At 62.8% G+C, this 7,515-nt stretch carries 7 protein-coding genes and 1 pseudogene; 3 read left to right on the top strand and 5 right to left on the bottom strand.

What is annotated here, in order from left to right:
- Positions 1–184, top strand: a pseudogene (locus ACLP9N_RS19410) (IS256 family transposase); the annotation flags it as partial.
- Between the two features lie 679 nt (positions 185–863).
- Complete coding sequence (locus ACLP9N_RS19405; RefSeq protein WP_442408934.1) at positions 864–1,739, top strand: hypothetical protein; 876 nt, start codon at positions 864–866, stop codon at positions 1,737–1,739.
- Here the strand turns inward: ACLP9N_RS19405 and ACLP9N_RS19400 are convergent.
- On the bottom strand, positions 1,733–3,241 hold the full coding sequence (locus ACLP9N_RS19400; RefSeq protein ID WP_442408935.1) for a serine/threonine-protein kinase: 1,509 nt from the start codon (positions 3,239–3,241) through the stop codon (positions 1,733–1,735). The two genes, ACLP9N_RS19405 and ACLP9N_RS19400, sit on opposite strands and share 7 nt — an antisense overlap.
- A 292-nt stretch (positions 3,242–3,533) precedes the next feature.
- On the opposite strand from ACLP9N_RS19400, the gene ACLP9N_RS19395 reads away from it, so the two are divergent.
- Positions 3,534–5,258: a serine/threonine-protein kinase gene (locus ACLP9N_RS19395; protein ID WP_442408933.1), complete on the top strand. Its 1,725-nt coding sequence runs from the start codon at positions 3,534–3,536 to the stop codon at positions 5,256–5,258.
- A gap of 227 nt (positions 5,259–5,485) precedes the next feature.
- Here ACLP9N_RS19395 and ACLP9N_RS19390 read toward each other — a convergent pair whose 3' ends face one another.
- The 4 genes from ACLP9N_RS19390 to ACLP9N_RS19375 are packed head-to-tail and all read right to left on the bottom strand — an operon-like array spanning position 5,486 to position 7,387.
- Positions 5,486–5,992, bottom strand: a complete 507-nt coding sequence (locus tag ACLP9N_RS19390; protein ID WP_442408932.1) for an SLATT domain-containing protein — start codon at positions 5,990–5,992, stop codon at positions 5,486–5,488.
- Between the two features lie 6 nt (positions 5,993–5,998).
- Positions 5,999–6,862, bottom strand: a complete 864-nt coding sequence (locus ACLP9N_RS19385) for an SMODS domain-containing nucleotidyltransferase (protein ID WP_442408931.1) — start codon at positions 6,860–6,862, stop codon at positions 5,999–6,001.
- Complete coding sequence (locus tag ACLP9N_RS19380; RefSeq protein ID WP_442408930.1) at positions 6,859–6,972, bottom strand: hypothetical protein; 114 nt, start codon at positions 6,970–6,972, stop codon at positions 6,859–6,861. The genes ACLP9N_RS19385 and ACLP9N_RS19380 overlap by 4 nt, the downstream gene beginning before the upstream one ends.
- Complete coding sequence (locus tag ACLP9N_RS19375) at positions 6,944–7,387, bottom strand: recombinase family protein (protein WP_442408929.1); 444 nt, start codon at positions 7,385–7,387, stop codon at positions 6,944–6,946. The genes ACLP9N_RS19380 and ACLP9N_RS19375 overlap by 29 nt, the downstream gene beginning before the upstream one ends.
- Positions 7,388–7,515: the final 128 nt, after the last annotated feature.

Here is a 7,515-nt window from a genome sequence, read left to right as displayed (position 1 = left end):
GACCAACCGTAACGTCACCCGCTGGCGCGACGGGCAGATGGTGCTGCGCTGGACTGCGGCCGGCATGCTCAACGCCGAACGGTCCTTCCGCCGCATCAAGGGCTACAAGCAGATGCCCCAGCTCGTCCACGCCCTACACCGACACGCCAATCCCGACACCGACACTGTCGGTGCCGCCGCATAGAGTTCACCGTGGATCGTCACCAAAATTCCACGCGACTCGGGACATGCTCGTGGTTCGCGTTCTCAGTGATTGTGGTCTCGCCACCGGGCGATGTGGACATGGCTGCGCCTTTCAAAGATACAAACCCGCGTGAATCACACTGTATTCGCGCCGCGGGGGAACCGGGCGCGGGTCGGGCCGTTGTGAGTCATCATTGTTCGCCGCCGTCGAGAAGTTCGTTCAATTCGCTGCCGACGTCGGCAGCGCGGGCGACTATCACTTCGAGGTAGGCCCTGTGATGGGTGCAAGGATTGGGGCGGGGCTTTCCGCTAGGTCGCGGCGAATCTTAAGTTTCGCAGAACTAATGTTCTGGGCGTCTCAGAGATCGTCCCAAAGCTTGATCTGCCGCGGCGCATATCCGAGAAGCGGTCGATCGCGTGGTCACGGCAGACGGTGACGCGGGCGACTACATAGGAATCCGGCTGGAGTACCAGATCTATCGCACGCTTAACTGGACAATCGTCGCCGACGAGAACGTAACGACTTTCACTAGCAGAGAGACTTTACCGATATGCGCCGCGGGCGGGTTGACACCGATGGGGTCCAGCGGGCGCGCCATGCGGCGGCTCCCGGGGGGCGGGGCTGGCTCCTTTGGCGGCCAGGGCGCGGCTCTTCGATCGCGGCCGTTATTGCTTTGCTATTGATAGCGATCGTGATGGCCGGCGGTGTCGTGATCGGGCACCGCTTGGCCGCTCGGTCCTCGCCGCCGGCGGCGAAGCCGTCGACGCACTACACCACTGTTCCCGCAGCACCGCCCAAGGTAACGGCTATGCCGGGATCGGCACCCAGCGCCTTCTCGGCGCTCATCACCGACTTCGATCGGCTGAAGGACAAGCTGAACGCTCAGGTTGGTGTTGTCATCAAGGCCGTTGGCTCCGATCAAGATCCAATTGTCTTGGGAGACTTTGAAATCGGGAAGGCTTGGTCGACCATGAAAGTGCCGCTGACCATCGCGGCGCTGCAAGAGGAGCCTTCCTCCAAGGTCACGGACACGATGATCGCCGCGATTACAGAGTCCGACAACGCAGCAGCCGAAAAGATCTGGGCGAGTTTGGGCGATCCGGACACCGCGGCGCACAAGGTCGAAGAAGTGTTGGGAAAAGCCGGCGATCCCACGCGAGTTGAATCGAAGAAGGTGCGCCTGGAGTTCACCGCTTTCGGCCAGTCCGACTGGGCGCTGGTAAACCAAGTCCGATTCATTTCCTATGTCGCATGCCAAAACCGCGACGCACCGATATTGAACCTGATGGGCCAGATCAAGCCCGACCAGCGCTGGGGTCTCGGCAGCATCGCCAACATCCGCTTCAAGGGGGGTTGGGGACCCTCACCCACCGGTCAATATCTGGTGCGGCAGATGGGAGTGCTGACCATGCCGACCGGTCAGATGGCCGTTGCGGTCGCGGTGCAGCCCACATCGGGGTCGTTCGACGACGGAACTAAAGATCTCACCGAAATAAGCAACTGGTTGACTCAGCACCTGGGGGCACTGCCCATGGGCCGATGCGACCGTCAGTAGAGATAAACCCGCGCGTTGTTGCCGCCACTGCATGTAATCCAGTTGTCGGAACCATAAGCCGCGCACTGCATTACGAAGTTCGATCCGTCGCACGCGGCTCCGTCAACAGTGTTGCAATCGACGGCGCCCGGCGCTGATACGGTGCGTAGTTGCCGCCCGGAGTTACCGTACTTGTTCCAATACGACGTAAGCACACTGCCAGCGAAGTAGCACGATGTCTCCGGTGTTCCCCGCCCGGCGTGGCTGCCCCATCCGGTGATGTTGTTGAGGGACCAACCATAGTCGCAGCTCTCATGGCCGGCGCTGTTATCAGGGCCGCGGATCAGCGGCGGGCGTGCAAGGGAGGGGGGTGGAGGCGGCGATGGGGGCACTGGTGGTGGGACTAGTTGCACCGACGTTGGGCCCTGGCCTTGATCGGAGGTCGGCGACACTGCTGTTGGGCCGGCCGTCGGCGTAAGGGTGGTGGGCGGATGATCGTTCTGCTGGGCGAGCAACCCGATGATGACACCGATACCGCCCAAGACGAGCGCGGCAGCGACAATGATCACCGTCGGCACCAGCCACGGGCGGCCCTGGCGGGTCTGTTGGCCAGCTTGCCATGCCGGGCGAGTAGGCCTACCGTCGTAAAGCCCGGGTCCGGCGGCGCTGTCCGGACCCGGTTGTGCCGCAAAGGGTCCGCTGTGGGGCCCGGACGAGGATGCTCCGGTCAGGGCGCGTTGCGCGGCGCGGCCCAGCGCTCCCGCGCTGCCGTAGCGGTCGTCGGGGTCTTTGGCCATCCCGCGGGCAATCACGTCATCGAAGGCGGGCGGCACGCGGGGATTGACCACGCTGGGCCGCGGCGGGGGCGCCGACATGTGAGCGGCGATCAACTGCTCCACGCCGCCGGCGGTAAATGGGGCCTGGCCGGTTAGGGCCTCATAAAGTACAGCGGCCAACGAGTAGACGTCCACCGACGAAGTCGTCGGCCGGTCTTCGAACCGCTCCGGTGCCATGTAGGCGAATGACCCGATCGCCGAGCCGGCAACCGTCAGCCGAGTGTCATCGAGGTTTTGCGCGATCCCGAAGTCGATGAGGTAGGCGAAGTCTTCGGTCGAGGTGACCAGAATGTTCTGCGGTTTGACGTCGCGGTGAATCATGCTCTGGGCGTGGGCGGCGTCCAGGGCCGCCGCGATCTGACGGATGATCGCGACCGCACGTTCGGGCTCGAGCGGGCCTCGCTTGAGTAAATCGTGAAGGTCTTGGCCGCGGACGAGCCGCATGTCGATGAACAGACTGCCGTCGGTTTCGCCCCAGTCGTAGATCGGGATGACGTGCGGCTCCTCGAGCATCGCCGCAGCATGGGACTCGCGCTGAAATCTGTTGCGGAAGAGCTCATCATTGGAGAGCTCTTGGCGCAGGATCTTTAGCGCGACGGTGCGGTCCTTACTGGTGTCGTACGCCTCGTACACCTCACCCATGCCGCCCTGCCCGAGCAACCGGTTGAGCTTGTACTTGCCGAACATAGATCCGACGCGGACATTTGCTGCAACCACGACACCCCTTCCGCTTCCGACTAGCAGTATCCGTCGCGTAGGCACAGCGCGGACCCATATGCCAAGACCCACGGGGCTGGCCCGATCCCATTAATGGTCGCGGATGGTCGCGGCTTAGGGATTTCGACCACCCCCATCCCCAGCCAGTCCGCGTATAACTAGTGAAGGGATGCCACGCCTTGCGCCGGAGCCACGGAGCTGCGCTGATACCAGCTAAGCGATTGCACCCTAAAGCTACGGGGTTGCTATGTAGCATCGGCCCATGCCGTTGCGGAGCGGTACGACTTTCGCCGGATACAAAATCATTCGGCTACTCGGGTCGGGGGGCATGGCCGAGGTCTATCTTGGTCAGCATCCGAGGTTGCCGCGGCAGTACGCTTTAAAGGTCCTCTCTGAGGGGATGACGGCGGATACCGAGTTCCGTAAGAGATTCCATCGCGAAGCCGACCTGGCCGCTACGTTGTCGCATCCCAATATTGTTGGGGTACATGATCGCGGCGAGTTCGATGGCCAACTGTGGATCGCCATGGACTACGTCGAGGGCACCGACGCCGGGCAGCTGGTGAAAGACCGTTACCCCGCCGGGATGCCAGTACAGGACGTGTGCGCCATCGTCACAGCTATCGCTGACGCACTCGACTACGCCCACAAACGTGGACTGTTGCACCGCGACGTCAAGCCCGCCAACATCCTGCTCACCGAACCTGAGGACGGCAAGCGACGGATCCTATTGGCCGACTTCGGCATTGCGCGGCCACTCGGAGACATCAGTGGACTTACCGCGACCAATTTCACTGTCGGCACACTCGCCTACGCCGCACCTGAACAGTTGATGGGTGCAGACATCGACGGGCGCGCCGACCAGTACGCGCTGGCCGCTACCGCTTACCACCTTTTGACGGGATCGCAGCTGTACCCTCACTCCAATCCGGCGGTCGTAATCAGCCACCATCTCAACGCGCCGGTGCCTGCCCTCGCCGACACGCGACCCGAACTGGGCAGGCTCGACCCTGTGCTCGCGGCGGCCTTGGCCAAGGATCCCGCCGATCGATTTACCCGCTGCGTAGACTTCGCCCGCGCTTTCGCCGAGCAAGCCGAGACAGCCCGCCGAGCCCACGCCGCGCCGACCGCCCCCGCACGATTAGCACCCAAGCAAACCCCTCGGGACATCACTCGATCCCGTCCCAAGCAAGGCGTCGTCGAACCCCAACAGCTTGGTAGGCCTCGAAGGCGATGGGTTATCCGTGCTGCCGCGGTGGTTGCGCTCCTTCTGGTTGGAGCCGTTGCGCTGGTGTGGCACCCGTGGCAACAGCGGCCGCCTACGACCGCACCCTCCACCCGAGTCGAAACACCTCCGGCCCCGTCGATCAGCAGCGCCGCGCCGGCCCCTGCTCCCCCCGTCGCCGCACCTACCAGCGCAGCCGCACCCGCGGCAACACAGGTCATTACCGCAGTGGCGGTTGTCAACGGCCAACCTGCCAACGGTTACCTTGAAGTGCCGTCGGTGCCTTCATCGAGCCGCATCACCGACGTCTTCGCTTGCGACGCATCGCCAGCGGCGGTCGACTCCGGCATTTACCGTTGTGCACCTTCCGCTGCCGGTGCCGGCGTGTGTTGGCCATCCAATGCGGGAACTCTGTTGTGTGGCGATGATCCCTGGGACAGGGAGCTTCATCGCGTGGCCTACACGGAAACGCTGCCGGCTGTGCATCCGCCGGCGACGCCATTGCCGTTCGGGTTGCTTCTGGACGACGGCACTGAATGCCGCCTGCGCAATGGGGGTGCCTGGGGTGGCCGAGACGACGGCTTGTACCCCGCCTACGGTTGCAGCCCCGGCCAGGACATCGCCGTCCTCGAAGGGACCACCGTGCCGGCCGTCGACCGTGCTCACCCCCTGTGGACGGTCAAAGTCGGTGGTTTCGGGGCGGGCCACTTCCCACCTCCCCAGACGCACACTGTGACCACCGCCTGGTTTGCGGGGAACTGAAGCATCCCCCCGCTCGCGGACGCGGCAAGCCACGATTGCGCTAGCCGGTCTCTACACCCAGGTCATCAACCGCAAGCGCGTGGAGGCAATCGAACGGCTGGTGGTCTGGTTCAGTCTCAAAACTACTAAAGAAATGAGACAGCCACTTCCGGCTAACTCCTCTGACCCATACCCGCCGGTCGCATCGTCTCATTTCTTGTCTCACGACCGGCTGATCCCCGTTGATGTCATTCGGTGACGGCGTCGTGGGTGAAATGGCCGGCCTGTATTTTCTTGCGGGCTCTATTGAATCGACGATCACTGACTGAGGGCGCAGCGATGTCAGCCTCTTTCTTGGCTTTTCCCACCGCGGTGACGTAGCCGCGCCAGGCCGTGAGGTTTTCGGGTTGCCCGGGGTGAAGGTCGAGTTCGCGATGTTGCCGAGCGAGTACCCGGATGGCTCCTAAACTCCTTGCCGCAGCCAGATGCTGCGCTGCCTTCGCGTCGGGCTTAACGAACGTGATCATTGCGGAGGCCAGCGCTGCGACCAACGCTAGGCTGCCGGAGAGCACTGGCGAGTTACGGGCAACGATGGTCGCGGCAGCGCCCGCGGCTGTGGCTGTGGCGATTAGTCCAACCCACAAGTGGATGGCGTTCAGTTCCTCGGCTGCCACGAAATGGGCCTTTTCCGTGTACAGCATGTCCTCCTCCAGTTTCTGGAGTTCGGCGCTAATCGCAGTTCGGTAGTCGCACATGTGGTTTCACCAAGTGGGGTAGGGGTAGTTGATGTGGCCGAAGACCGCTGCCATGTTGGACCAGTAGTCGGACTGGTTGCCCGCGGTCTGTGCGGCGTTAGCCGCTTGGAGGTAACCAAGCGCGGCGCCTGCCTGGCGTAGGGCGATGATTCGCTTAGCTTCGGAAGATGTAGCGGGGATCCGCGGAACGATGCCGAGTGGATCGTTCATTTCGCGCATCCCCGCTCCGATGAGTTCGGCGAAAACCCTACGGAGATCAATGTCGTAGACGATGACACTCTCGGTGCTTGCATATTTTACGGCCCGCATTTCAAGGTAGAAGGACGAAACCGGCACGTCTTGCTGGTACTTCCATGCTTTGACCAGTCGCACCAGCGTCTTCACCTTCTTGCCGAGCTGATCGTTGACCTCGTTTACGAAAGCGTTGTGCGCCATCGGAATCGACTCAAACCATTGATCACCTGGCCCCGGAATACGGAAGACGTCGATACCGTCCTGTTTGCCTTTGTAATAGGTCGGGACGACCTCGAAGTTCGGGGGCTGGTAGAAGGAGACCTTCACAGTCGGGCTGGAGATCCGTACGTCCGTGATTGACCAGTGGGCTCCGACGATCGCGTCCCGGAGACGGGACAGCGCCGTCGACGGCAAAACGGGCCGAGCGTATTCAGGGATTAACGACATGTAGTCGACGTCGCTGTGACCCTTGATGGAGGTCCCATGGGTCCAGGAGCCCGACTCGTAGAACCCCACCGAGGAGGTTTTGGCGGTTACGTTGTCCTCGATTATTTTCCGACGATCTCTGACGGTGGTTCTGTCGAACGGGGGCGGAGTGAGAGAACTGGCAAACGCGTCCAGGGTTGGATCGCTCATTCGGTGGCCGTAACTTTCCTCGGTTCGGTTCTTAGCGCCCGATAGACGGTGGACCGGCCGACCAATAGCACGTCAGCGATTTCAGTTGCCGACACGCCGGCGGCGGCCAACTCGCGTGCGTGATCGAGCCGGGGTCCGGCCAATGCAGGTGGGCGGCCGCCCACCCGGCCCGCGTTCGAACTCCGCCAGCGCTCCGAACACATGCAATATCAGGCGCCCGGTTGCTCTGGTCGTGTCGATCTGTTCGGACAGGGATCGCAAGCCGATGTCTCGGGCGGTCAGATTCCCGATGAGGCTGAGCAGATCTGGCAGTGACCGGCCGAGCCGGTCAAGCCGGGTGACCACCACGGTGTCCCCCGCCGTCGCGACGGCCACCAGCTCATCGAGAGCCGGGCGGCGCGCACGCATACCCGAAGCAACTTCGGTCCACACGCGCTCACAGCCCGCTTTGGTAAGCGCGTCGCGCTGCCCGGCGGGGCTCTGGTCACTCGTCGAGACCCGCGCATATCCCAGCAACTGGTGCATGTCGTTGTCTTACCAGCTGGCACCGACATTGATGGTGTTCAACCGAATGGGTTGATGATGGGGCTGGCCTGTCCGCTGCCGGTGGTGACTCTCGCGCCGACTGACGCCCTGCTGGGTTGTCTTTGACT

The organism is Mycobacterium sp. (genome assembly GCF_052144515.1).
In the GTDB taxonomy this organism is placed as follows: domain Bacteria; phylum Actinomycetota; class Actinomycetes; order Mycobacteriales; family Mycobacteriaceae; genus Mycobacterium.
The sequence above is the reverse complement of the archived record's forward strand: the minus strand, read 5'-3'. Positions and strand labels throughout refer to the sequence as shown.